This is a genomic window from uncultured Dysosmobacter sp., from assembly GCF_947631635.1.
Taxonomy (GTDB): Bacteria; Bacillota; Clostridia; order Oscillospirales; family Oscillospiraceae; genus Oscillibacter.
The window spans coordinates 1-25,624 of record NZ_CANRMB010000014.1 but is presented as its reverse complement, the minus strand read 5'-3'; the positions used below and the strand labels follow the sequence as shown (position 1 = coordinate 25,624).

The following is a 25,624-nucleotide window of genomic DNA, read 5'->3' as shown; positions in this document are numbered from 1 at the left end:
CTTTCCGCGGCAGCGGAAAACGGGGCGGAGCAGACTTGCAGAAACGCAATGCCAAGAGGATATAAGTGGTCCCCCACCGCACGGCGATGGGTGAAGGAAAAGACCACGGAAGAGATCAAATATGAAGAGCGGGATGACGGCGAGAGCTGGGCGCTTCTGATCTCCTACTGGCGCTGGTATCCTGATGCGCTTCTTGACCTGCTGGAGGATGACAACGCCGATTTTGAACTGGCGCTGATCCAGCGGATGAACCTGCGAATACTTGCCAGATACAAAGAGACGTTTATCACCGGAAGCCGGGGAACCAGCAAGACCTATATCGCGACATCCAGCAAGTATCTGGACGGCATCCTGTGGCCCGGAGAGGTGATGCGCTACTTTGGACCGGCGCTGAACCAGCTGGCCCCTATTGCCTCTCAAACATATAAGCAGATTGCAAAGAACTATCCTTTGCTGGCGGAGCATTACCGGGTCACATCGGATTCCAAGGAAAACTTTGAAATGCGCAGCGATTATGGAAGCGTATTTTCCGTGGCGGCTATGCGCGGAGACAATTGCAGCGCCGTGCTGGCGGAGGAGGTGGGCCAGGAGGAGAAGGGCAAGGCATTTGACCATGTGACCTTCGCCGCGGTCGTTCTGCCGGCGGTACGGCTTACCCACCGGGTCAGCAAAATGCGGGACCCGCTTCACATAGATTTTAAGAAAGCCTATATCACCAGCGCCTGCACCCAGCAGAACAAGACCTTTCAATACCGCCTGGATATTCTGGCCGATATGGCGGCCGGTGGAAACGCTTTTGCGGTGGACTACCCATATCAGGTGGCCCTGCTGTCCGGTATCCGGGACTGGAGCTGGGCGGAAGACCTGCGCAGAAAACTGACGCCGGAAGTGTGGCAGCGGGAGATGGAGTCAAATTACACCGGTACGTCGGAGAATCCGGTCATACGGGACAGCGTGCTGACCGAGGCGAAAAAGCTGACGGTGATGGAAACCCACCACTGCGGTGATCCGGAGGCCATTTATATCGTCGACTATGACGTTTCCTATGAGGACGGCGCCAAGAACGCCAAGTGTGCGCTGTCTGTTGTCAAACTGACTCCCCAGAAAGAGTTTTTGAAACGAGACCGGTATTTGAAGAAGATCGTGTATGTGGAGGACATGAGGCCGAAGGGACACATGGAGCAGGCTATCTATCTGAAGCGGAAATGGCAGGATTACTGCATGGAGGGCGGCGCAGGGACCTATCTGGTGATCGACGGATGGCAGTATGGCAAGGCTGTGGTGGAGGACCTGATGAAGGATCTGCACGATGGACTGCCGCCGCTGTGCTGTTACGACCACAAGTTCTACACGGAGCTGGAATTGGACGGTGCCCTGCCGGTCATCTATCCCATTAAGGCGACACCGGGAAATGACGGCGTTCACGACCCGGACAGTGAAATGCTGCGGTACGCGGAACTGGAATTTGAGCATGGCAACGTGTGGCTGCTGACCACGGACATCTACAAGGGCGTGGAGGCATACAAGCGGCACCATGGCATCAAGGACAGCTCTGATGATGGAAAGATCGCCATTCCCTATGCGAAGACAAAGGAAATGCTGGACCAGATCGGAAACCTGAAGAAGAAACTGTCCGGCACCTCCTGGCGGGAGGAGCGCATCAGCAAAAACATCAACCGCGATATGTGGTCCTGCACCAAATACGGCCTGCGGCTGGCGCAGATACTGGAATATAAAATGCAGAGGGACGCCGCCAAAAAGAAATCCAGCTGGGCCGGGAAAATAGAGCAGTATCAGCGTGGAATTGCCGGAAAAAGAAATCTGCCGGTATCCCGGACGATTGGGTATCGGGGCGGCCGGATACAGGATGATTGAGGTGCGGATATGAAGAAAATCCGTTATAAGCTGTATGCCATGAAGGTGTCTCAGGAAGGACTGCAAAGAGCGGAGCGGGAGCGCTTTTTCATGGTCACTCCCACACATATCCTGATTTACCGGAGACCATGGCGGAAAATGCCGGAGGGTGTGAAGGCGGTCGCACCGGATATTCGGCTCTCTGAAAAAGAAACGGAGTGGCTGCGGGAATGCAATCTCTCTATCATGCGGGCGTTTGCCGAAAAGCATGAGCAGACAGCAGCGGCAGGCATGGAGTCTTTTGTGGATGCGTTTGAACGGGAATTGATGGCGGAACGTGAAAAACTGGGAGCGGAAGCACCGGCATAAGGAGTTTGGAATGAGGATCGAGAGCGGCGGAAAAGGCTACCGGGCGTTGTATCAGCGCTTTCGGAGCTTATCAAAAACCTTTGGCGATATGCCGATGGAAAATATCATGGCGGCTTATGTCCGTGCCTCCTCCGGCAGGATCCGTGAGAACTTCACAGCGGACCCTTACATCCAGAACCGGAGAGTAAAGGCCATCAACTCTATGCCGGCGGACTATTCCAAAAATCAGGTAGCACAGATGATTCGTGCTCCTGGGGAGAATGAATTGCCGCTCAGACAGGTCTCCCACGCCCTGGAAAGCACAGCGTATCCGCTTTTGAAGATACGCAAGACCTATACGGACATCATGACATACCGCTACTATGCCTATCCTTCCTATTTGGAAGCCGGGGATGCGGGGAAGAAGGAGCTGCGGCGGGAGTGGGCGCTTGTGGAGAAGCTGAACGACGCCATCCAACCAAGCGCCAAGGCCCATGAGATCGCGGGGCGGGCCATCCAGGAAGGAAAAGTGTGCTATACTCCCCGCATAGAGGTGGACAAGAGCCACAACCAGGTGAACGCCGCCTTTGTAGAGCCGCTGCCCAGCGACTGGATCAAAATCGTGGGGATGAACAGTGAGAGCGGCTACACCGTGGCTTTCAATCTGTTCTATCTATTTCGCCCAGGCGTGACAGCGGAGCAGTTTGGCGACCTGCTGACACCGTATTTGGATGATTTTAACAGCATATTGACCACGGAGCCGACGGTAAAGAACGCCTATGGCGAACATATTCTGTTCGGCGTTGGGAACCGGACGGCGGATGGCCGCCAGGTGGGGCTCGATATGAAGAAATTCCGCTCGCTGGCAGCAAAGGGCGCACCGGGAAAACCGGACTGCTATGTGCAGAACGGACGCTGGGCATATTGGGTGACGCTGCCGCCGGACCGGGTGTGGACCTTTGGCGTGGATGATACTAACGCCAACGCGGCGCCCATCATGACGGGGCTGTTTCTAGCTATGCTGCAGATCGCTCAGTATGAGCAGGTGCAGCTGGAGTTGGTGCAAAACCCATTGGTGTCTGTGATGACTGGCGAGATCCCGTATCAGAAATCGACCGACGCGAAAGACCTGGAGGACAAATACATGCTCAGCGAGGGTGGGCGGCTGATGTTTGAGGCCTACTGGTATGACATGCTGGCGGCAACCAACACCAGCGGCATCGGTTTCTTCACGGCACCCGTGGAGAACATGAAACTGCACCAGCTGGCGGAAGCCCCCAGCGCCACAGACATTTCCGCCAAGGGCTATGCCTATGCCGTGGAGAAATCAGGCCTGGCGGGGCTGATCCCCGTCAACGACAATCCCCGGGCGGGCGTGGTGAATTTCTCGGCGAAGCTGGAGGCCCGGTACTGCCAGTGCATCTACTGGACATTTTCCAAAATGATGGAGAGTATCTACCGGCGGCTGAATCTGGACTACACCTGGAAGTTCCGTATGTTTGGGGATATCCAGTCGGACGAGAAGATGCTGGCGCAGGTGCAGAAAACCATGGCATCCGGGATGCTGCCGGACCTGTTCGTTTACAACGCGCTGATGGAGCGCTCCACGCTGGACGATATCTCCATGAGCCGTGTGGTTGAGAAGTGCGGTGTAATGGATCTGCGACTGCCGCTGGTGTCGGCGTTCAACATGAGCAAAAAGGACCCGGACCTGCCGCCAGTGAAGCAGAAAACGGCGGGAACGGAGGCCCCGCCCCTGGAACAGAAGGAGGGGGGGCGGCCTGAGACGGCGATGGAGAATGTGGTGTCCGATGGAACAGAGGATGCCAAGGACGCATAAAAATGAAGGAACATGCCCTGCCGCAATTGGGCGGCGGGAAGGCCAATCGGGGCAGAGTGAGGGGATCACTCTGCCCCTTTATCTTTTTGGAGGTGAAATGAATGGGTGAGAAGGAAGAAATCCTGCATGGACGGACATTTGGCTGTCATCTGCGGGTGCTGGGTCAGGACAGCTATAAGAACTACAACGTGGAGATCGATATTCTGCGGTCCGGGCCTGTGCAGAACGGAACGTGGGAGTTCCGCAATCTGGAGACATATGCCCATACATTTGTGGGCTGCCCGATCCTGTGCGCCTATGTGCTTGGGCAGGTGGGCGACAGCCACAACATGGAAAAACGGCGGGACAGCAAGGGCGAAGCGTATTTCAGTTTTATGGGGAATACGGCGGAGCGCATCGTCGGTTCCATTTCCGAGAATCCCGATGACGTGTTTGTCCAGGAGAAGAACGGATATCAATGGGTTACAGCGCGGGGAAAACTCTGGCGCTTTTACGCAAAGGAATTGGTGGACAAGATCGCGGAGCAGGGCCGCATGGATGTGTCCGCTGAGACCAACACCTACCAGGAGACCACCGAGACCGAGGGAGAAAGAGAGATCTACAACACCTGGACCGGAATTGGTGTGACTATCCTGGGCGACCGGGTGGACCCCGCTGTGCCAAATGCGCACATCCGTGCGCTGGCCGCCATGGAGCAGGAGTTTGAGACCGCGAAGCTCCGTGCGGCCGCATTGGAAAAGCCGCAAACAAAAGTCAAAGAAGGAGTGAAGAGACCTATGAACAAGAAACTGCTGGAAAAGCTCGGCAAACTGTTTGAGGGATACCGTGTTCTCAGCTGCTGCGAAACCGGCCGCCATGTGCTGCTGCTGGCCGAGGATGGAACCGTCTGCACATATCAGTTCTCTGAGGATGATCCTATGGAACATGTGTATGCGGACCGGGTGAAACCCGTCTGTCTGTCCGCCACGCATCAGTTTGAGGATGGGACCGCACTGACAGTGGACACCGGCGACATGTTTACCACCCTGTCCGCCCAGCTGAGCGCTGCCCAGGCGGGCCTGACACAGGCAAACAGCGAACTGAACACGGCGAAGAGCACCATTACCGCCATGCAGAACCAGGAGAACAGCCGCCGGGCACTGGCCGCCGAGGAAGCGGTAAAGTCCAGACTGCTGGCTGTGAACGCCAACCGCGGAGAGAGTGAGAAGATCGATTCCAAGGTGGCCGACACCATTGTGGCCGACTGCAAGGCCGGCAGGTTCAATGCCTGCGTAGATGCATCCGGCAACTGGACCGGAGACAAAGAGGCCGTTACCCGCCTGATGGCCGCCGTGGGCGAGGCCCAGACAAAGCTGGACGAGCTGCGCAAGTCCAGCCAGAAGGCCGGATTCATCTGGGAGCAGAAGAATCTGGGTGGACAGCAGGAGCCCGACGGCATTGATGCCCTGCTGAGCAGCATCAACAACTGAGAGAGCAATTTTGAGAAGGAGTGAATGAGTTATGGCGAAAATCCAAAAGACCGCTTTTGAGGAGCGGATCACCAACAGCCCCTTTGACGCACTGGCAAATGTCACCGGCGTTTTCCTGAATAAGGACGGCAAGCCGGAGATCTGCCCCGCTGGGTTCCTGGTGAAGCAGGGAGAGAACCTGCCCTGTGAGGGCTATGAGGACCACCTGAAGAACCAGGGCAGCTGGTACATGCAGGCCGCTGGAGCCGGAGACCTTGTGAATGTGCCGATCTTTGCCTGCAACACCCACAACGTCAGTCAGATGATGCAGGGGGACGTGGTGCGGAAGATCGGCCCGGAGACCCTGGGGCTGGAAGCCGCCGAGGGAGAGACTGTTACTTACACCCGCATTTTCTTTGACGGCGTTCATACCTACCGTTTCGGTGTTGGCAATGCCGCCGGTGAGGTGGGGGAGAACAAGTTCTTTACCATCGCTGACGGTCTGATGGTTCCTGCGGCTGCCGCGCCCACCGGAAATGGCGTGCCGTATTTCAAACTGGTGGATACCGGGAGCTTTGAGGAGGGCAACCGGGCCAGCTTTGGCTATGTGGATGTGGTGGCCTGTGTGGCTATGGGCGCCGCTTCCAGCGGAACGGCAGATCCTGATAACCCCTGAGACGGAAATTGAGAGAGGAGTGACAAACAATGTCTGAAATTTTGAGACTGAGCAGCCTGAACCCCAGCATTTTTTCCGTGAACGCCGCAGAGAACAGCGGTGACCAGAGCCGCGCCGCGATTGTGGCCTGCGGCCGTCTTCTGGCCGTGGAGAAGGCGGGGCGCGGCATGAACGCCATGCGTTTGGCTGAAAAACGGGCGGCGGATTATACCTGCCGTCTGGATGACAACACCTATGCCATGACCAACCGGAACCTGCAGCAAAAGATGTGCCTGTTTGCCGCCAAGATTGCCGCCGGCAACAGCGGAGAGATCCCGCCTGCAACCTACGAGGACTTCATGCGGAATCAGCGCAAGTACATGCAGGACGGCACCTTCCTGAAAGTGATGTCCGGCCTGATCCGGGATATGGTGACGCCCATGCTTCCCACCTTCATGTCCAATGCGCTGGGCTGGCTGTGCCAGACGGTCAATGTTCCCATGGGAAAGACCTATGAGATTGACATTCAGCCCGCCAGCCTCTTTGTGTTTGAGGAGGACAGCTGGGGCGCCAGCCACAGCAAGCCCAAGAACCGCGGCTATGTGAAGCCCGTGACACTGAATCCGACGCCCCGCACCGCCGCTGTATCCATCAAATGGTATCAGCTGGTGGGCAATAACGCGGACATCGGCGCCCTGCTGAACAGCATCTACGCCGGACTTTACAACAAAGTGGTGGCCCTGTGGTACAAGGCCATGAATGCGGGCATTGACGAGAATGCCGGGATCATCCCCTCTGGAATGCAGTTCGACACCTACTCCACCGCCAACGTGGTGAAAGCGGTGAAGAAGGTGCGGATGGTGACAGGCTTCCAGGATGTGATCGCCATCGGCGATATCGAGCCCCTGAGCCGGATGCTGCCCAGCGGAAACGTGAACGCCGCTTCCGTGAACCTGGACGCGGCCCTGACCGAGCTGCTGGGCGTGGAGTACGCCCGGTACGGCTACATCGGCGAGACCGGCGGCGCCCGCCTGATGCCCATCAACAATGTGGTGGTCCCCGGCACCCAGCACACCAGCGTGACGCCGCTGATCGACAGCAACACCGTGTATTTCGCCGGAGCAGGCGCCCGGAAGCCCGTCTATCTGGGCTTTGAGGAGGGAACGCCCATCACCATTGAGATGGAGGCATCCAAGACCGCCGACATGACCATTGACATTACCGTGGTCGCCTCCATGGCGGCTGTGCCGGTGTTTGCTGACAAAATGGCCGTAATGCATGGCGTGTAAACTGAAACCACTTTATATGCTTTGGGGAGGGCGGCGCCCCGCCCTCCCCATGCATCAGGTGGCCCTGAGAGAATGATTGAAAACCGAAAGGAGACAAAAATCATGGGAAGACCGAAAAAGAACCCCGCTGACGAGGTGAAAAAGGATTCTGGCGTAGTTCTGACAGAGGGTGTTATGCCGGATGAAAAAGTGGGCCTTGCAGATGATTCGCCGGAGCTGAGTGAAAGTGAGCGCCCTGCGGAGCATACAGAGGTAAATGCCGTGGAACTGGAGGAAAAGCAGACCACGGTGTCCGGTGGGGAGCCGGAGGAGACGCAGACCGGGGCCTCCGGCGAGGAACCGGAGGCGGAGCAGACCGGGGCGCCTGGAGCGGAACCAGCGGAGAACGGCAAAACGGAGTCTCCCGGCCAAAAGCCGGAGACAGACGGCCGCGTTGCTGAACTGGAAGCCATGGTGCGCCAGATGCGTGAGGAGCTGGCGGACCGGCGGCCCCAGGTGGTGCAGGTGATGGCCGACACGGAGAAGGTGGCGATGCGCTTCCAGAGCGAGTGCGCCGATGACAACGTTGCTGTATTTGGCCCCGGCGGCATGTATGGTCAGGTGACGGGAAAGACCGGATATGTGACCGTGCCAAAATCGGAGTGGAGCCGCTTTTTGACGGAGCAGGTGCGGTATTTGCTGGACAGCCGGAAACTGATCGTCCTGTCCGGTCTGGATGATGACGAGCGCGAGATGTATGGCGTGAATTACCGAGAGGGAGAACTGCTGGACCAGCGGGCCTTTACGAAGCTGCTGGACCTTGGCAGGGACCTGATCGCCATTTTCCCGAGACTGTGCCAGAGCCACCAGGAGATGGTTGCCAGCCGGTTTTTGAGCGCATATCAGAAGGGCGACCACAGGGCAAACGACAGGGATCTGATCGTGGCGCTGAATGAGCTTTCCAAGCGCGGCGGCCGCCGGGGGATGTTTACCCCGATCATTCGGGAAATGAATGCCATGGAGGAACGGGATTAAGGCTATATCACAGCGCAGAGAGGAGGGAGCGGCATGGGAACTTCATGGGCGGAGGTCATTGTGGATTATGGCCTTACGAAGATCAACGATATCCGGCTGACAGAGGAGATGGAGGCAAACCCCGCCCTCTTCTTCCGCAAGATGTCTCTCTATATGAAAAACGCCATCCCACGATTCAGCCGACCGGCAGAGGAGCAGGAGTGGCTGAGATGCGTGGAGCCGGTATATGACAGCTTTGAGTACCAGGCAAAGGGCATGGACGGCGAAACTGTGGAGACCGGGAAACTGGAATTTGAGGTGTTCGGCGCCGCGGTCATCGGGAGGGACAAATTTGAAAACCCGGTGGCGGTCCCATTGGAGGGCTGCCGGTACGATGCCCTGACCGGGCGGGTGACACTGCCGAGCGGCATCGACAGCTACACCAGGATATCCATGGACTTCTACACCGACGGCACATTCCATCGGGAACTCTCCATGGAGGAGAAGAACATCCTGGGGATGTGCATCCAACTGGTTTGGGAGGGGAGATTTGCCGGGGACTGGCTGAGCCGGGTGCCCAAGGTGAAGGACAAGTCCTCTGACATGGGCAGTGAGGCAAACCGCACCAGGGCGGACACGGAGCGCCTAAGATTCCTGACCAGCGAACTGAACGACACCATGATTCGGTATGCACAGAATCTGGCGTACCGCAATGTGGTGCCCCGAAACCAGCATTTCCGGCGGAGATGAAAGCCCGCTTTTCCTGAAAATTAAGCGGGAATACTGCCGCATGTCCCCACATGATATGCACGAGTTCACATCGGAGGCGAGAGAGTTGGACATCCATGATTATCTGAAAAATGGTATCTGCATGGCCCCCGGGGGAGGACGCACGGACAGAATGTCCGGCGGACGCCTGAAACCATATTTCGCCGCCGAGACGCGGCGGTATGTGGCGGACCGGGCCAGGTATGCCCATAATTTCTATGAGGCTGAGATCCAGGGTATGGACCGGGAGCATCCCATGGAGAAAAAATGGTATCGCATCCGTGTGGCCGATATCATCACCAACGCCGTGGTTGGCGCCAACATGTATGACGGTTGGAAAACAGTCTACTTTGAGGACCCGACGGTGGAAGAACTGCCCAGAGGGGCAAAGCTCTGGTTTGCCGGAAGCTGCTGGCTGTCCGTAAACCCCGCCAATATCGGCGGTGTGATGGTCAGCGGCATCATCCGACAGTGTGACGCGGTGTGGGGGAAACTGGACTATTACGGAAATCCCGTATATGTGCCATTTGTCCGGGATAAGCTGGCGACCAAAGCCAACGACAACCAGACACAGCAGTATACCCTGATCGCCCAGCACTACAACAACTGTCTGATGGGCAGGGATGACCTGAGCCGGGACCTGCGGGAGAATACCCGGATGATCCTGGGCAGCAGCGCATACACGGTGGCGGGATTAAACGATTCCGCCCGGGATTTCACCGATAATCCGGACTCTGTGGGAATCCTCTACTTCACCATCTACCGGCAGGAGCCGACGGAGAATGACGATATGGAGCGGGGAATTGCCGAAGGAAAGGCGTTTTCCTGGGAAATCACGGTATCCGGCCCCCGGCGGCTGGCGGAGGGCGGCACTGCCCAGCTGACAGCGGACTCCCTGCGCTGCGGCATGGCACCGGAACGTCCGGCCAGTTACCTTTGGGAGAGCAGTGACTTTGATGTGCTGACGGTGGATGAGACTGGGAGGGTCCAGGCAATCGGCCCAGGCACGGCGGTGATCACCTGCCGGCTTGCTCAGAACCCGGATATCTTTCAGACCACTGTGATGGAGGTCGAGGCTGACCGGAATGTGCCGCACATTGCGTTTTTGGACACCGTGCCGGCGGAACTGGCGCAGTATCAGGATCTGACACTGCGGGCGGCGGTATTTGAGGATGGCGTGCCGGTCAATGACCCGGTGGAGTTTCACGTGAAAGGCCCGGACCCCAGCTGTTATGAGATCATTCCGGGCTTTGGCAGCATCACGCTGCGGTGCCTGTTCCCAAGCCGCACGCCGCTGGAGATCACGGCGGAGAGCGGAGCGCACAGCGTTACCACAGAGATCACACTGCGGGGATTCTGAATTTCAGAAAAGAGGGAGATCAGAATGGAGGCATGTCCATACGCCATCCGACAGGGCGGCGCCGCTGCGATACGGTGCCTGAAGATGATGGAAGCGGGGAAGCCCCCGTATTGCGCGTTTCAGCAGTTTTGCAGCAAAGGCGGCCGGTATGAGCATACCGGCGGAGCCGGAGGGTGCAAGATGCGCACAGAAGCAGAACGCCATTAAAAACCGAAAGGAGAAAGATTATGGCTGTCAATTATGTAGGAAATGTGACGATCACAGAGGAGGATATCCGGCGGGCAGAAACCTATCTGCCGATCATGGATAAAACAGCAATCGTACAGGTGATGGCTCCAGCGTGCATCGAGAAGGTTCGCATTGCGGTTCCGGTGGGAGGAGACGGGGAGGATATCGAACCGACGCTGATCCCAGTGCCGGATATGGACCAGGAGTCCGCCTTGGAGCGGACGCTGTGCTCCACGTTTGTTCTGCTTTACTTCTACCTGAAGATGCCGGACATCACCAGTCAGTATGACCCCAACGGGGAAATGAAGCTGGCGGCCAACGACTATGACCGTTACCGCCACATCATGACACAGTTGGAGCGGATGAAGGCATCCTGCAAGGACACGGAGGTACGAAACAGGATTTTTGAACTGCTGGCGGACTACAAGGATTTTGAACGGCGCCTGGGGCTGGAGATTCACAATCTGCTGAATATCCGTAATGACCTGTGCAGCCGGATGACCGCGATGTTCTCCCAGCAGACAGACCCGAAGACCATTGAGAACGCTTTGAAACAGGCGGACGCCCTGGCGCACAAAACCACGGAGCTGCAGGACAAGGTGACGCGGGAGGCCGTGGAACTGGCGGTGAAGGGCGCAAAGCGCAAGGCGGTGGAAAAGCGGATGAATGAGACCGCTATGGAGAAGTTTGGAGGGAAGGTATGACCTGCGGCGCGGGTGTTTCCCCCACATATCCCTATGAGCGGACCATTGAGGCGCCGCGGCTGCGGGGCGTGGAAAATGTGCCGCGGAAGCTGGTGCAGTACTTGATGGACCTGCCGCTTCCCGGATATGTCCCGCCGGATGACAATGCCTATCCCAGATGCCGGCTGATGAAATATCTCTTCTGGGATACGGCGGACCCGCTCCGGGAGCTGGCTCCCACCACGGAAGAGAAACTGTCCATCCTCTTTGACCCGAAGAACGCGGCCAGGCCGCCGACGAAAAGAGGATACCGTCTGTATCCGCAGTCCTATGTGGCGCAGAGCCAGACGGACGCCCAAACCCGTCTGCTGGTTTACATGGGGAGGACCACGCCGGTGAACACCCATAATATCGCGCTGGCCGTCCACTTTGATATCCTGACCTCAGTGTCCAGCGAGCAGACGGCGGGAGCGGCCATGTCCCGGGTGTTTGCCATGGAACAGTGCGTCATCGAGGCGCTGAACGGCGTGAATATCGACGGCATGGGCACGGTGTACTTCAACCGGCAGGCCCATGGAGATTGCGGTTCCCTGGCTGTCGGAGACCGGGGAACGAACATCGGCAGGGCCCTGGTGATGGGTCTTTCCTGGATGGAGTGAGGCACATATGACAAAGGGGAATACCAGCGAAGCCATTCTCAGGGGAGACCCAATCGAGTGGAACGGCTTCACGCTGTATCCAATAACGGTGTCAAAGTTTCTGGAATTCAATGACGCCAAAGAGGGAATCGTCCTGTCCCAGCAGACGCTTCCCGCAAAATATGCTGGGATGCGCTATCTGGAAGCGCTGTTTGCTCTGGATGCCGACTGCATGGCACATGGAGGCGAGAAGCCGGGCCTGTTTGCCAGGGCCATGAAATTTCTTGCACTGGCGCTGCGGCTGCCGGAGCAGATGAATGGCCAGGGCCGGGCGATGCTGCCCTTTCGCATTTATGTGGATGCAAAGGACCAGAGCAGACTGGCCGCCGTGGAAGTCCGCCAAGGGCAGACGATGATGAAAATGGCCCCCAAGGCGTTTGACACGCTCCGCCCCCTGCTGGCGGAGATGAACGGGCTGGAGCTTCCCAACGAGGCGCACAACGCGGAGCTGGAGGCGGCGGAAAGAGAGATCGCGGCCGCCAACAGCGCGGACCTGGACCTGAATTTCGAGGACCTGGTGTATGCGGTGGCCTTCCAGAGCGGCATTTCCGAAACGGAGATCCTGGATTGGCCGGTCCGCAGGTTTTCCAAGATGCAGGAGGCCATTGACCGCGGGATCGGCTATCAGCTTGCCTATCTGGCGATGGCCAGCGGCGCAAAATATCCGAAGGGAAACCCGTGGCCCTCCTGGAAGTTCAACCGGAAGCGGGGACTTTCCGCCGCGCTTATTCCCATGAGCCAGTATCAGCGGCAGGTGGGCGGCGCAGTGGAGACACGGGCTTAAAAAGGTTTTGTAAAACCCAATTAGGTAAGTATTCCGGCATTTTGCCCCACAAATTATTAAATCAAGAGGAGTGAATCAAGAAATGGTAAATCTGAACAACCAAAACCTGTTTGTGAAGGGAACCTATGAGGCGTATGCCTTTGACATCAAGACTGGCGATGTCCTCTACTATTCCAACAAACTCCAAACCAGCGGTGTGGAGTCCAGCGTCAATCTGGGCGATATCCACGCCGGAATCGGCAATCCCACGGTCATCCAGATCCCGGACACCTCCAAACTGGATGTGAAGGCCACAGCCGCGGATTTCTCCCTGGAGGGGAGAGCATTGCAGGTTGGAACCAATGTGGCCTACAACGGCATCACGGAGATCGATGAAGTTGTGGAGGCGCAGGGAGGCAAGCTGACCGTTAGCCAGGAGCCCTGCGCACCCTATGGCAGCTGCAACATCGAGTGCCGCATCAACAAGAGCGGTAAGGGATATACCATTGACCCCAAGACCCGGGAAGTGCAGGGATTTGCAGCTGAGGACGGTGTAAAATACTGTGTCCATTATTACTACCACATGCCGGATGCGAAGTGGATGGCCGTAAACACCATGTTTGCCCCCTCTGTGGTGCGCTGGATGATGAAGATGCCTGTTTACACCAAGGACGGTGCGCCCGATGCCATGATGGGAAGCCTGTACGGATACCTGTACACCACCATCCCCAGAATGCAGTTCGGCGGCAACGTCTCCACCACCGGAGACCAGACGAACCCTGCCACCACCGTTATGGACGGCACGGCGCTGAGCTATGACGAGGCGTGTGGAAACGGCCTGGACTGCGGCAGCACTGCGGCACAGCCGAAACTGGCCTATCAGGTGCTGGTGCCCGTCAGCGGAGATATGCAGGGCGTGGCGGGCCTTGTCGTGATCGGCGGCGGAATCAATGTCGGCGTCAACGCGACGGTCCAGTGCCCTGTGAAGCTGGTGATGGACAATGACCAGCTGATTCAGCCTGACTATACCAAACTGACCTATCAAATCGTGGACACCAATACGGCGGAGGTCAGCGCGGCGGGCGTTATCACCGGCAAGGCCGTCGGGGATACGGAGCTGATTATCAAGCTGACGGCAGACGGCAGGGAATTCTCCACCACCTGCAATGTCAGCGTTGCCTGAGATGTCATGGCCGCTTGAACGTTCGAGTTGGGGAAATACAATAGATGCCCTGCCGCAATTGGGCGGCGGGAAGGCCAATCGGGGCTGATATTCCTTCGGGGATATCAGCCCTTTTTCTCATTTTGATGCGGCGTAGAGGAAAACCAACAGGGCTTTCCTGTGCGCCACACAGAGGAAGTTTCACGTGAAAGAGAGGTGCCGCATGGGGCTCTTGGATGAATACGCACGCTGGAGGGCGAAGCTGATTGGCGATGTGGATCAAGTATTGCTGACCCATGTGGCGCCGGCCGTGAAAAGAACGATGCGGGAACAGGTCTATGAAAAGGTGTATGAGGCCTATGAGCCAAGGGTATACGTTCGCCGCTTCGATGACGGCGGTATGGGTGACATTGAAAACTATGAAGCTTCTGTCGACAGCGGAAAGATGACGCTGACCGTGGAGAACCTTACAAAAGACGCTGGATACTGGAGGCCGCCGGGAGCCGGAGACCGCCTTCTGACACCGGTAATCGAGTCGGGGAGCGGCTATGACTATTTCTCTCCGGGGGCAAGGCCGTTCAATGGAGAGACAGAGGAAGCGGTCGTTGAAAGTGGGACCGCAGAGCGAGAACTGGCGGCAGGGCTGCGGGCGTTGGGGTATGACGTGCAGGAGCTTTAAGGAGGGCTGATCGAGAATGGAAAATGTGATATTGAAGGTCAGTTTAGACGAAGGCGGCTCCTTAAACACACTGAACCGGTTGGATACTATCATCAAACAACTCAGTGGAAAAGTCATATCTGTTAAGGTCGATATGGCTGGACTGGAGAATCTCAATAAGAACACGCTCTCCGCACTGAAAAATCTGACAAAACTGGCGGGAGAGAGCGCTAAGGCAGCTCAGGAGGAAGCAAAACTGGCGGCCCAACATGAAAGGACCGCACAGGCTGTTGCGAAGGAATCAGCTGAATGGGCAAAGGCATCCGCCCAGCATGAAAAAAGCCATCAGGCTGAAACCAGGGTTATTCAGATTGAGCAGCAGCGTCAGCTGCTGGCAGAGAAGATGGCGGCAGCGGCAGAAACGCGGGCAAATCGGGAAGCGGATGCAGCAAACCGCCAAGCGGCAGCCGCCGAGAGAGCTGCCGCACGTCACCAGGCGGCACTGGCCAGCCTGGGAACGCAGATCGGGACCGTAGATGTCAGACTGACCCAGGGGACTGCGGGCTTTACACGGTATATCCAGTCCATGGAGGGTATGCAGAACGCCACAGTGAAAGCTGAGGGCGTGATCAGCGTGGCGGGGGATTCCTTCCAGCGATATACCGCCACCGTGAAGAACTCCGACGGCAGTTTTCAGAATTATACATATGCGGTGAACCGGGCCACCGGTGCGACCTATCAGCTGGAGAAAGGCGTGACCTCCGTGGACACGTCGGCCACGCATATGGGCGACACCTTCGGAAATCTGGTGACGAAGATCGCCAAGTGGGCGGCATTGACAACACTGGTATATACCCCGGTCCGGGCCTTTAAAAAAGCGGTAGACGAGCTGAAAAATGTGGACACGGAGCTGGTGACGATCCAGAAAGTGACCAACTACACCGCGGAGGAAATGCAGAGGCTGGCGGCCTCCGCCTATGATGTGGCGGCGGCTTATGGCTCTACGGCGTCCAACTATCTGAACTCCGTGTCGGAGTTTGCCAAGGCGGGCTATTCTGATCTATCCGCATCTTTGGGGCAGTTGGCCCTAAAGACGCAGGTGGTCGGCGATGTGGACAAGGAGACGGCAAACCAGTTCCTGCTCTCGGTGGACGCGGCCTACCAATACGCCGGAAGCGTGGAGAAGCTGGGCGCGGTTTTGGACGGCGCCAATGAGTTGGGCAACAAATATGCCACCAGCGTGCAGAAGATCGCCGAGGGCATGGGCATCGTATCCAGTGTTGCCAAGTCCGCCCACACAGACGTGGGGGACCTGGCGGCGGCCATCGGCACCATTACGGCAGTGACACAGCGCTCCGGCACCGAGGCGGCCCGGGCACTGCGGGCCATTTATCTGAATATCCTGGGCAATACGCAGATCACACTGGACGAGGACAGCGACGAGACCTGGACGGCGGAGGAGATCCAGGCCATGGCCACCGCCCTGGAAAAGTTCAATATCGCCACGAGGGAGACCGTGGACGGCGTTGAAAAGCTGCGGGACCCCATGGCGGTCATCGGGGATATGGCCGCGCAATGGGAAGCGGATGTGATCTCTGAGGCGGAGCTGAACGACCTGATCCAGGACCTGGGCGGGAAGCTGCGCAGCAACCAACTGCTGGCGCTGATCCAGAATTGGGACATGTTCGAGTCCATGCGAACGGATTTTGCCAATGCCGCCGGCAGCGCGGATCAGGAGTTTGATATCTACCTGAACAGCTGGGAGGCCAAACTGAACCAGCTGAGCGCGGCGTGGACCAAGTTTGTCGCTGAATTTGGAATTGAGGACGCTATCAAGACACTGCTGGATATCGGCACTGCGATGCTGAATCTGGCAGATAACGGATTTGTGCATACCGCCGTGGAAGCGGCGGAGCTGGTGGCTGTGCTTGTGGCACTGGTGAAAATAGTTGGAGCCTTGAAAGGCGCTGCAGCGGCCAGCCGCGCATGGGCAGCGCTGAGCCTGATTTTTGCTGAGACCGCTGCCGGCGCCGGACTGCTGAATTCCGCCATGCTGGTGCTCAACACAACATTACTTGCATCCCCGCTTTTCTGGGCGGCTGCTGGTGGCCTGTTGATTTTCGGACTGCCTAAACTCATTGATGCAGTTACAGTCTCTTTTGAAGAACAAAAAGAAGTCGTTAAGGATTTACAATCAGCGTATAATGACCTCACAAGCGAAGATTCCGAATATGCAGACCTGAAAAAGCGCATAGACGAGCTGACGGAGGCCGAGCGGGCACGTTTGACAGTATTGGAGGCCGAGGTTGCTGCCAGAGAAGAAGAACTGAACCTTGCAAAGCAGAAAGAGTGGAACAAGTTTAACGAAGTACAGGGAACTGGCAGAGAAATATGGGTCAGTGATTCCTACTACGATGAACAGGGGGAGTACCAAAGCGGGTGGACAACAGCTGACATTGACGCTCTCGACCGGTTCAAAGAAACATGGGCGGATCTGCAGCAGGAGTATCAGGACGGGCAGGTTTCGCTCGAAGAATACCGTAAGGGCCTGCAAAAAATGCTGGTCGACGCGTCTGAATATATCGAATATCTGCGGGAAGCAAAAAAGGCCGGATTTGACCTTTCAGATGCTCAGAACGAGTCCATCAATCAGTATGACGAATTGGTTGGGGCAGTTGGGAAACTGACAGCGGAAACCGAGAGCAATACCAAGGCTACGCAGGACAACACGGCGGCCAAAGCGGATGCCGCGTCCATTTTGGACACCCTGAAGGACCGCTATGACCTCCTCAAAACTGCGCAGGAAGAGACCAACGAGACCGGATATATCTCCGCTTCCACGTTGGATACTTTGCTGAGCAAATATCCAGATTTAATGGGATATCTGGTTGAGACCGCCGATGGGTATAAACTGACAACTGGAGCACTTGAGGACTATTTGACAGCACAAAAGGCGCAGTACTCTCTGGCTTACAATGAGGCGGAAAGTGCGGCAAATGCGCTGATAGACTCCGAAGACGCCAAAGAAGCTGGGTTTAAAAGGACAACTGCCAGTATTCGAGAACAGATCGCGGCACTGCTGCAATTATACTCGTTAAAGGTAAATGAAGCGCGTGCTGACGCTATGTCGGTCTATGGAGACGATGCAATTGGCCGACAGATGGCAAATCAGGATAGCAGTGTTAAAAAGTACGAGTCCTTGATGTTGGGAGCGCAGAGCGCGTTATCGGCTATCGACTCGGCGCAAAGCAATTTGGACACCTATGCCGCAGTCGAGAGTACCCTGCGACGAAATGGTTCTTCGAGTGGTTCCGGCGGTTCCAAGACGGATAAAGAGCTGGAACAGCTGAAGGATGTTGTTTCCCTGCGGAAGTCGGAACTCTCTTTAATGAAGGAGCGGGGGGATTCCACTGAGGCCCAGATCGCCAAGATGCGGGAAATCCAGGCTGGCCTTCACGCCCAGGCGGAGTATCTGCGGTCCATCGGCGGAGACCAGGCGGATATCAATGCCCTTTCCACCGAGCACTGGAAGATCACCAATGAGATCAACGATCTTTTGGAAGAACAGGCGGAGGCGCAGAAAAAAGCCTGGGAAGAGCTGGAGGACTACGTTGACGATATCCTGGCTAAGGCCAAGGACGCCCGGGATGAGCAGATAGACGCCATTGACGAGCAGATCGACGGGCTGAAGAAGGCCAAAGAGGAAGAGGACGACCTTCTGACGCTGGAAGAAAAGCGGCTTGCGGTGGAAAAGGCCCGGAAGGAACTGCTGAATGCACAGAATGAGCGGACCGTGCGCCAGATCCAGGCGGACGGAAGCTGGGAATGGGTGGCGGACAGGTCCGCGGTCCAGTCCGCACAGGACGCACTGGACAAGGCCGAGGACGAGCTTAAGGAATTTGAACAGGAACTGGCCTACAATGCTGTTATTGACAGTCTGGAAGCGGAGAAGGAGCGCATCAATCAGGAATATGACGCCTTTGAAGCGGAGTGGGAGGCCATTAAGGATTCCATTGCGGAGCCGTCCCGGGATATCGCGGAGATCCTGGCGGACATCAACGAAAACGGTGCACCCGCCATGCAGGAGGCCGTCAACAGCGTGACGGAGATGCTGGACGGACTGGCCCAGTATATCGGCGGAGCCACAGGGTCCCAGACGGGAATTTCCGGGATAGGCGCCGGGGCGGATGGAGGCGGCACCGGAGGGCTTGACGGCGGGTACAGCTTCGGCAGCTCATATAACGCCAACACCGATTATTTGGCCGAGGCGCTGAAAGCGGCATCCAGCGGTGATCTTGACGCGGCGCAGGAACTGTGGGAGCGCAGGGGTGACAAGGTGGCTGCCCAGGGAGATGACCGCGGCACCAGCCAAAAGGACGCCTGGGACAAGATCATGGACGCCTATGCCGCCGCCGGTGGATCTGGAAAAGGGGACCGGGATGAAATCGGGACCGCCGGAAGCGGCAGCGGAAAGGGCGAGACCGCCGCAAAAAAAGCCTCGGTCCGGCCGGATATGTCCCGGGATACTTCCAACGCGGGAAAAACCGTGACAAAGGGCAGCTATTCCATTACCTACAATGAGCATGGATACGCGAGAAAAGCTGTAAAAGCCTATGACTCCGGCGGCGTGGCGAAGGGCCTTGGCGTGATGGTGAAGGACACCACGGAGGATGAAATCGTCCTTGGGCCGGAGACCACGCGAAAGGTCCTGGACCCCGGCAGCAATGAGAAGTTCATCAGCTTTACAAAATCCCTGGGGCTGCTGTTTGGAACGGTGGACCGGAGAGGTGCGCAGAACGCGGTGCCGGGGAGCGTATCGACCACGGACAGGCACGATGTCAACTATTTCATAAACGGAATCAAAGTGGGAAATGACATGGCGGATCAGCCGCTTTCCAGGATACTTTCCGTCCTGCCCATCCACACAGAAAGCAACTAAGAGAAGGAGGAGAAAGCAATGGCACTTTACAGACCGACAGACATCACACCGTCCTCCTTTTCCGGGCTGGGCAATGGAACAGTGGATGTGAAGAAGGATATGGAGGTCACATGGCAGGTGGACGGATCCTCTGCCATGACAGCCTACCAGATCATCATTCAGCAAAACACCACGGCATCCTCAAAGGTGTATGACAGCGGGAAAATCGTGCTTGATGAACCGTTCTTCGGAACAGACTGCAATGGCGCCAAGCAGAGATATACCGCTGTGATCAAAGCGGCGGAATTGTCAAGGCTCGCCAATGGGTATGCAAATGGCTATAAGCTGAAGATCAAAGCGTGGTGGTCCGCCTCCGATTATGTGGAACAGCTCCAGCCCGCGTATTTTAACACCCGGTCGGAACCGGAACTGCGGTTAAAGGAGATCCCCGTCCCTATGGAGGCGAGGAAACACACATTTGAGGCGGAGTATACACAAAAAGAGGGGGACACGCTGAACTGGTTCCGCTGGATGATCGCGGAGAGCGGACAGGAGAGCACGCCCCTGAAGGACACAGGCAACATCTATGGAACGGAGGATGTGCGGTGCACCTACGACGGATTCTTTACGGGAAATACATACACGGTGCGCTGCATCTGTGAAACGGAGAACGGCATCCAGGCAGACACGGGCTGGACCGCTTTCAGCGTTTTGTACAGCCTTTCCGACCTGGAGGGTGTGATACAGGTATGCAGGACCTCCATGCAGGACTGTCTGCTCGTCTCCTGGGCGGCCATCCGCTATATCACGGGAACGGCCTCCGGCGACTACGCCATTGCAGATGGGCAGCTGACCTTGCCGGAGGGGGCCACCGTGACATGGGACAAGGAAAATGGGATGCCCATGCGGTTTGATCCGCCGTGGAGCATTGCATGGAAGGGCGTTTTAACGGTGACGAACTGCACGCTGCTCCGGCTGTCTGGACAGGGAACGGTGCTGGAGATCAACGCGGCGGACAGCGGCTTTTTCATCCGGGTAAATGGCGAAGCTGTATTCCACTTAGACTACGCCCTGCAGGAGAAAGACATCTGGCTCATTGCGCTGACACCGAACGCCGTTTATCTCCGGTTGGACCGCATGTGCTATGGACTTTATCCGGCTCCGGGGCTTTATCCGGCCCCAACGCTGTACCCGGACCCAGGCGTGCTGACGGCATTCCGCTTTGACGGACCGATAGAGATGGAACAGTTCCCAATCACGGGCGTACAGCTGATCGGACCGCAGGTGTGTGAATATCTATGGGTGGAAAAGGGGACTTTCGCACCGGAAGTTATAGAGCGGATGATGGGAGAGCTGTCCTTTGAGCCGGAATTTGGAGACAACACCTGGATGCTGGCGGATTTCAAACATCAGCTGGACGCGGGAAACCTTCGGTCCGCCAGCGAGCCCATTAAAGGCGTGGGGCTTTACAGACAGGAGGTCGGAAAGGCCAAGCTGACGCACCTGCTGGACCTGCCGCTGACAACAACCCGCTTTTTGGACTATGGATTCAAAAACCAGACGGCATACCAATACTATTTGTTCCCCCAGGGTGAAAACACCTTTATTTCCGCCCCGCTCTATTCAGCTGAGGTCCGCCCAGCGTTTTGGAATTGGACGCTGCTGGTGTGCAGGGAGGATGAAAACGGAATTTTCCATGTGGAGGACGAGTTTGTGTTCCGAAACAATGTGGAGTCCGGGACCGTCAGCAACAACAGCGCTCCGGGAATATTGAAGAACTTCACCCGGTATCCCATGATCCAGCGGGACAGCGCCAATTACCGCAGCGGGACGCTGACGGCGTTGATCGGTAAGGTGGACCAGGAGAACAGCCGCTATGTGGATACACCGGAGCTGGCGGACAGCATTTACGCATTGTCGACGGATACCCGGCCAAAGTTTTTAAAGGACCGAAAGGGAAACCTGATGCGGGTGGAACTGTCCTCCGCAATCATGATGACAGCGGGAGACGTTCAGGCACCGCAGCCCTACACCGCCCAGATTCCATGGGCAGAGACCGATAGCGCGGAGAATATTTCCATTATCCAGACCCCGGAGGATGGCATCCCGGAGTTCGACATTTGAAAAGGAGGAGCCTATGGCAGCAAAACGAAAAGCACAGGAGCCGGAGGAACGCTGGCTTGTTCTGGACTTTGGCGCGTTCCGCATCAAATCTGAGGACGGAAAATACTATCACTGCGGAGACCGCCGGTTTCTGCGGAGCAATCCTCATATTCAGAAAATTGAGACACGCTCCGGCAGGCACACGAAAGGAGCGGAAGCGGCGAGGAATGAAGCGCCCTGAGCTAAGCGCCAGAGAGGAGAGTGAGGCGGCGTGATCACAAGCGCGCAGAGTCCGAGTTTTTTGACGCCGCTGACCGGCGGCGTATATGGCATTGGAGATCCGATTCCCGCCCTGGACAGCGCGGCCCAGGTGAGCGACGGCGGAACCCTGTCTTATCAGTGGCAGAAGTCGGCGGATGGGGAGACCTGGGAGGATATCGCCGGGGCTGACGGCGCGGCATATGTTCCGGGATCGGAGACCGTCGGTGTTTCCTATTACCGGGTCATTGTGACCAACACCAATGGGTATCCCAATGGCCTGACACCGGCGGATTCCCTATATCCGGCGGGAGACCTGAATCCGGTGGCGGAAAATACGTTGTATCAGGCAAGTGCCACCAGTGAGACAGCCGAGATCAATGTTGTGGGTGCGGCGGCCCCTGTGTTTTCCAGACAGCCGGTTTCCGCCGGGTATATCCGGGACACGGCGGCCACGGAGCTGTCGGTGGAGGCTTCGGCACCCTATGGCACAATCGTCTACCAGTGGCAGAAGTCTGCGGACGGGGAGACCTGGGAGGATATCGCCGGGGCTGACGGCCTGGAATATCTGCCGCCTACCGATGAGGGAGGCGTTACGCACTACCGCTGTGCGGCGGAAAACCGGGTGGGCATCGACTCCGCCGCATCCATATCCGAGGCTGCAATCATCACGGTCTATGTGGCGGAGGTCCCTGCCTTTGCTGCGGAGCTGCAAGACGCCGCATATGACTGCGGAGATGTGACGGCGGCGCTGAACGGGACAGCGGCGGCATCTTACGGGACCGTCACTTATCAGTGGTATGAAGATGGACAGGCCATCCCGGGAGCGACGGAGGCCCTTTTCAGCCCACCGAGCGCAGAGGCTGGAGTCCACCAGTATTATGTGGTCGCAACCAATGTCGTGGGAGACATGCGGGAGAGCGCCCAGAGCGGGACCGCCACAATCACGATATACGGCGCAAAAGCGCCGGTGTTCGTTGGAGCGCTCTCCAGCGCGGAATATGAGTGCGGAGACACTGCGGCGGCCCTGGACGGCACAGCGAAGGTGGAACGGGGCACCGTTTCTTACCAGTGGTATCAGAACGGCATGGCGATCCCCGGCGCTACGTCGGCGGCATACGTCCCGCCGACTACAGAGGCAGGACGCTTTCTTTACTCTGTGACAGCGGTCAATACCGTTGGCACCTCTACGGCAAGCGCTGTGCTGGAGGGCGCAGTCATTGTGGTTTATGGAGCGGAGGCACCCATATTCACCGTGCATCCGGAATCCGCGGAGTATTTGGAAAATGATCCGGCAGATGCGCTGTATGCCGCCGCCGAAGCGGCCCGAGGAACTGTTGCTATCCGCTGGCAGAGGAGGACATCTGCCGGGGAATGGGAGGATATCCCGGGGGCAACTGGAGGCACTTATACGCCGCCGACCGAAGCGGAGGGGACCTTCTTTTACCGGGCGGCAGCGGTGAACCAAGTGGGGACCTCTGCGGCGGAGGGATACAGCAGCACCGCAGTGCTCTATATTCGGGCGGCACAGGTGCCGGTGTTTTCGGCACAGCTGCGCTCGTCCGCTTACCGCTATGCCGCCGCAGCGCTTCGGATGGACGGAAGCGCGGGCGTGGCGGACGGAGGGACCATTACATACCAGTGGTACAGGGCGCTGCCGAATAGCGAGGAATTTACGGCAATTCCCGGCGCCACGGATGCGGTATACACACCATCTACTGTGATTGTGGGCGTCACACGGTTTTATGTTGCGGCGACCAATACACTGCGGGGGTCATCCCGCTCCGCGCAGAGCAATACGGCGGAGATCACCGTTATAGAGACCAGGCTTTCGCCATCTGAGAAATGGGCACTCTATTTGGAGATGCTGCGGCAGGGAAACTTCCAAAAGCTGTGCCGCCTGGATTTCCTTCAGCCGGACGGTTCGGTGGCGTTCAGTCTGGACAATAACCAACGGAATCCGCGGAGCCGGGCCTTTATCCAGGAGGGGACGCTGGAAGTCAATTTGCAGAACGGGCAGAGGCGGCGGGCCACGGTGACGCTGAGCAATCTGGACCGCGCTTACGATTTCGCGGTGGGGAAGATCTGGTTTGGGCAGCAGATCCGCCTTATGGAGGGAATACTGCTCTCCAACGGAGATGAATTCTATCTGCCGCAGGGCGTTTTTTATGTGAGTGACCCGGAAGAGACCTTTCAGCCAGGGCAGCGGACAGTGACCTATCAACTTTTGGATAAATGGGCATATCTGGACGGAACGCTTTTTGGGAATCTGGAGGGGATCTATGAGGTGCCTCTTGGGACCAATATTCTTATGACGATATCATCCCTGCTGAAGCTGGACCGGGGAAACGGATATCCTGTGGACAATGTTCCGCCCATCTTCTCCGATTATTGGAACGGAAAGACTGTGACGCTTCAGGACGGCACGGTCGAGTCCGTGCTGTCATCCCCCTATACCTACCGCTGTGACAGCGGCGGCGGGACCTACGCGGACGTGATGTTGGAGATGAACACGATGCTGGTGGGATGGATTGGCTATGATCAGACCGGACATCTGCGGCTGGACGCCGGAGACGATGATATCTTGGACACCACCAAGCCGGTGCTGTGGACTTTTTCTCCCACGGAGCGGCAGTTTTTGGGGGCAACTTATTCCACCAAGATGACCAAAGTCTACAACGACATCATCGTTGAAGGACAGGCGCTGGACGATGGGAGCATCCCCTTCGGCAGGGCAACGAATATGGACCCGCGGAGCGACACGAGCATTTACAGCTCTCTGGGCCGACGTACTCTGCGGAAAAGCGCACCCAGCTATTACGCGGACTCCCAGTGCCGGGAATTCGCGGCCTACACGCTGAAGCGGAATACCGTGCTGCAGAAATCCGTCTCAATCAGAACCGCACAGATCTTCCACATCCGGGAAAACTGCCTGGTGGAGATCCGCCGGCCGGACAAGGAGGGCGCACCCACGGAGCGTCATCTGGTGACGGGATTTTCCAGACCGCTGGCGGGCACGGAAGAAATGGTCGTGAATTGCACATCTGTGCTGGACTTTGTGGATGCCACACAGACGGAAAGGCCGGGAAGCTGAGCGGCGGATGGTGCGCACTGAATTTTTTAGAGAAGCAAAACGGGGTTGTCATTTCAGCCCCGCTGTGGTAAAATACCATCAATCAATAACGTCCCTGCCGCAATTGGGCGGTGGGAAGGCCAATCGGGGCTGTACAGCGCATGATGCGCTGCACAGCCCTGTCTTTTTTTGGATCTTGACTATTATTTTAAGGAGGAATCATTATGCCGAGAGTTAATAACAAGTATGTGTGCCCCGCATGGAAGGATAACGCCGCACCGGCTATTGACGCAGCCGAACTGCTGGCAATCGGACAGTCCATCGTTGCCAACCAGACGGATATTGAGACACTAAAAACCGCAATCGCTGCCGTCTCTGGAGCGGCGAAGATCCAGACCGGCAGCTATGTGGGAACAGGCACCTATGGGGAGTCAAATCCGTGCAGTTTAACGTTCGATTTTTCGCCCAAGTTGGTTATAATTCAAAACAAGGCAAAAGCTGGAACCACATATAATTCGACTAGCC

The 25,624-nt window shown here is 57.1% G+C and carries 19 protein-coding genes; all 19 read left to right on the top strand.

Annotated features, from left to right (window positions below):
* The first annotated feature begins 48 nt into the window (after positions 1-48).
* A complete protein-coding gene (locus tag Q0Z71_RS08755; RefSeq protein WP_298021037.1) occupies positions 49-1,875 on the top strand; it encodes a hypothetical protein in 1,827 nt (608 codons plus the stop codon).
* Positions 1,876-1,884: 9 nt separating this feature from the next.
* Positions 1,885-2,223 carry a hypothetical protein gene (locus tag Q0Z71_RS08750; protein WP_298021034.1) on the top strand — a complete coding sequence of 113 codons (339 nt, stop codon included), beginning with the start codon at positions 1,885-1,887 and terminating at the stop codon, positions 2,221-2,223.
* Between the two features lie 10 nt (positions 2,224-2,233).
* Complete coding sequence (locus Q0Z71_RS08745) at positions 2,234-4,042, top strand: hypothetical protein (protein ID WP_298021031.1); 1,809 nt, start codon at positions 2,234-2,236, stop codon at positions 4,040-4,042.
* 101 nt (positions 4,043-4,143) lie between these two features.
* Positions 4,144-5,511 (top strand): hypothetical protein, encoded by a 1,368-nt coding sequence (locus Q0Z71_RS08740; protein WP_298021027.1) that lies wholly within the window; start codon positions 4,144-4,146, stop codon positions 5,509-5,511.
* Between the two features lie 31 nt (positions 5,512-5,542).
* Complete coding sequence (locus Q0Z71_RS08735; RefSeq protein ID WP_298021024.1) at positions 5,543-6,166, top strand: hypothetical protein; 624 nt, start codon at positions 5,543-5,545, stop codon at positions 6,164-6,166.
* 29 nt (positions 6,167-6,195) lie between these two features.
* Positions 6,196-7,434, top strand: coding sequence for a hypothetical protein (locus tag Q0Z71_RS08730; protein WP_298021021.1), 1,239 nt, complete (start codon positions 6,196-6,198; stop codon positions 7,432-7,434).
* Between the two features lie 102 nt (positions 7,435-7,536).
* Positions 7,537-8,448, top strand: a complete 912-nt coding sequence (locus tag Q0Z71_RS08725; protein WP_298021018.1) for a hypothetical protein — start codon at positions 7,537-7,539, stop codon at positions 8,446-8,448.
* A gap of 33 nt (positions 8,449-8,481) precedes the next feature.
* Positions 8,482-9,177 (top strand): hypothetical protein, encoded by a 696-nt coding sequence (locus tag Q0Z71_RS08720; RefSeq protein WP_298021015.1) that lies wholly within the window; start codon positions 8,482-8,484, stop codon positions 9,175-9,177.
* Between the two features lie 85 nt (positions 9,178-9,262).
* Positions 9,263-10,555, top strand: a complete 1,293-nt coding sequence (locus Q0Z71_RS08715; RefSeq protein ID WP_298021013.1) for a hypothetical protein — start codon at positions 9,263-9,265, stop codon at positions 10,553-10,555.
* Positions 10,556-10,782: 227 nt separating this feature from the next.
* Positions 10,783-11,487 (top strand): hypothetical protein, encoded by a 705-nt coding sequence (locus tag Q0Z71_RS08710; protein ID WP_298021011.1) that lies wholly within the window; start codon positions 10,783-10,785, stop codon positions 11,485-11,487.
* Complete coding sequence (locus Q0Z71_RS08705) at positions 11,484-12,125, top strand: hypothetical protein (RefSeq protein WP_298021008.1); 642 nt, start codon at positions 11,484-11,486, stop codon at positions 12,123-12,125. Before Q0Z71_RS08710 ends, Q0Z71_RS08705 begins: the two co-directional genes overlap by 4 nt.
* Positions 12,126-12,132: 7 nt before the next feature.
* Positions 12,133-12,948, top strand: a complete 816-nt coding sequence (locus Q0Z71_RS08700) for a hypothetical protein (RefSeq protein ID WP_298021005.1) — start codon at positions 12,133-12,135, stop codon at positions 12,946-12,948.
* 82 nt (positions 12,949-13,030) lie between these two features.
* Positions 13,031-14,110 (top strand): hypothetical protein, encoded by a 1,080-nt coding sequence (locus Q0Z71_RS08695; RefSeq protein ID WP_298021002.1) that lies wholly within the window; start codon positions 13,031-13,033, stop codon positions 14,108-14,110.
* A 202-nt stretch (positions 14,111-14,312) separates the two neighbouring features.
* Entirely contained in the window at positions 14,313-14,768 is a 456-nt protein-coding gene (locus Q0Z71_RS08690; protein ID WP_298021000.1) for a hypothetical protein, read from the top strand.
* A 16-nt stretch (positions 14,769-14,784) separates the two neighbouring features.
* The gene (locus tag Q0Z71_RS08685; protein WP_298020997.1) at positions 14,785-19,686 is read left to right on the top strand and encodes a phage tail tape measure protein; all 4,902 of its coding nucleotides are present in this window, start codon (positions 14,785-14,787) and stop codon (positions 19,684-19,686) included.
* A gap of 18 nt (positions 19,687-19,704) precedes the next feature.
* The gene (locus Q0Z71_RS08680) at positions 19,705-21,789 is read left to right on the top strand and encodes a hypothetical protein (RefSeq protein ID WP_298020995.1); all 2,085 of its coding nucleotides are present in this window, start codon (positions 19,705-19,707) and stop codon (positions 21,787-21,789) included.
* Between the two features lie 13 nt (positions 21,790-21,802).
* Positions 21,803-22,009, top strand: coding sequence for a hypothetical protein (locus tag Q0Z71_RS08675; protein ID WP_298020992.1), 207 nt, complete (start codon positions 21,803-21,805; stop codon positions 22,007-22,009).
* A gap of 30 nt (positions 22,010-22,039) precedes the next feature.
* Positions 22,040-25,120 (top strand): hypothetical protein, encoded by a 3,081-nt coding sequence (locus Q0Z71_RS08670; protein WP_298020989.1) that lies wholly within the window; start codon positions 22,040-22,042, stop codon positions 25,118-25,120.
* A 203-nt stretch (positions 25,121-25,323) separates the two neighbouring features.
* Positions 25,324-25,624 (top strand): hypothetical protein (locus Q0Z71_RS08665; protein ID WP_298020986.1); only part of this gene is annotated, 301 nt, incomplete at its 3' end.

Bases quoted from the DNA above. Each gene is read 5' to 3' on its own strand.
- Q0Z71_RS08745 (WP_298021031.1), top strand. From the start codon at position 2,234: ATGAGGATCGAGAGCGGCGGAAAAGGCTACCGGGCGTTGTATCAGCGC.
- Q0Z71_RS08750 (WP_298021034.1), top strand. From the start codon at position 1,885: ATGAAGAAAATCCGTTATAAGCTGTATGCCATGAAGGTGTCTCAGGAA.
- Q0Z71_RS08685 (WP_298020997.1), top strand. From the start codon at position 14,785: ATGGAAAATGTGATATTGAAGGTCAGTTTAGACGAAGGCGGCTCCTTA.
- Q0Z71_RS08690 (WP_298021000.1), top strand. From the start codon at position 14,313: ATGGGGCTCTTGGATGAATACGCACGCTGGAGGGCGAAGCTGATTGGC.
- Q0Z71_RS08755 (WP_298021037.1), top strand. From the start codon at position 49: ATGCCAAGAGGATATAAGTGGTCCCCCACCGCACGGCGATGGGTGAAG.
- Q0Z71_RS08710 (WP_298021011.1), top strand. From the start codon at position 10,783: ATGGCTGTCAATTATGTAGGAAATGTGACGATCACAGAGGAGGATATC.
- Q0Z71_RS08680 (WP_298020995.1), top strand. From the start codon at position 19,705: ATGGCACTTTACAGACCGACAGACATCACACCGTCCTCCTTTTCCGGG.
- Q0Z71_RS08720 (WP_298021015.1), top strand. From the start codon at position 8,482: ATGGGAACTTCATGGGCGGAGGTCATTGTGGATTATGGCCTTACGAAG.
- Q0Z71_RS08695 (WP_298021002.1), top strand. From the start codon at position 13,031: ATGGTAAATCTGAACAACCAAAACCTGTTTGTGAAGGGAACCTATGAG.
- Q0Z71_RS08725 (WP_298021018.1), top strand. From the start codon at position 7,537: ATGGGAAGACCGAAAAAGAACCCCGCTGACGAGGTGAAAAAGGATTCT.
- Q0Z71_RS08700 (WP_298021005.1), top strand. From the start codon at position 12,133: ATGACAAAGGGGAATACCAGCGAAGCCATTCTCAGGGGAGACCCAATC.
- Q0Z71_RS08675 (WP_298020992.1), top strand. From the start codon at position 21,803: ATGGCAGCAAAACGAAAAGCACAGGAGCCGGAGGAACGCTGGCTTGTT.
- Q0Z71_RS08740 (WP_298021027.1), top strand. From the start codon at position 4,144: ATGGGTGAGAAGGAAGAAATCCTGCATGGACGGACATTTGGCTGTCAT.
- Q0Z71_RS08730 (WP_298021021.1), top strand. From the start codon at position 6,196: ATGTCTGAAATTTTGAGACTGAGCAGCCTGAACCCCAGCATTTTTTCC.
- Q0Z71_RS08705 (WP_298021008.1), top strand. From the start codon at position 11,484: ATGACCTGCGGCGCGGGTGTTTCCCCCACATATCCCTATGAGCGGACC.
- Q0Z71_RS08735 (WP_298021024.1), top strand. From the start codon at position 5,543: ATGGCGAAAATCCAAAAGACCGCTTTTGAGGAGCGGATCACCAACAGC.